Source organism: Rossellomorea aquimaris, from assembly GCF_001877785.1.
Lineage (GTDB): Bacteria > Bacillota > Bacilli > Bacillales > Bacillaceae_B > Rossellomorea > Rossellomorea aquimaris_A.
Window position 1 is genome coordinate 1 of the sequence record NZ_MINN01000149.1, and the last position, 466, is coordinate 466.

The following is a 466-nucleotide window of genomic DNA, read 5'->3' on the forward strand; positions in this document are numbered from 1 at the left end:
CTTTTTTCTTACCGCATTTTTTCGAAAATGGTCGATGGCGACGTTTTTAGCAATCGAAAAAAGCCAGGTCTTTTCTGAACTTTTTCCTTGGAACCGGTCATAAGCGCGCAGCACCTTCACGTAAACTTCATGCATTAAATCTTCCGCTACATGCCGATCTTTCACTAAATATACCAAAAACTGAAAGACATCCTGATGATATTGATCGTACAGCCGATGAAACACGGAGTCGTTCACGCAACTCCCCCCGTTCCTTGGATTAGTCGTTTCGACAACAGAAAAGTTACATTGCCTTCAATGGCAAGGTAAAGATAAACGAAGTGCCTTCGCCAAATTTACTTTCGGCGCGGATTTCTCCTGAATGTGCTTTGATGATATTGCTGGCAATCGCAAGGAAAAAAAAATACACATCTCCGACCCAACGAAACGAACTGCTATCACGTATTACGTCTTCTGCATAAAAACA

2 protein-coding genes are annotated in these 466 nt (G+C 42.1%); both read right to left on the reverse strand.

The features are described 5' to 3' along the window. Positions 1-237: sigma-70 family RNA polymerase sigma factor (locus tag BHE18_RS20965; protein ID WP_141771957.1), on the reverse strand; the 237-nt coding region annotated here is incomplete at its 3' end. 46 nt (positions 238-283) lie between these two features. Then, positions 284-466 (reverse strand): cell wall metabolism sensor histidine kinase WalK (locus BHE18_RS23700; RefSeq protein WP_235860401.1); only part of this gene is annotated, 183 nt, incomplete at its 5' end.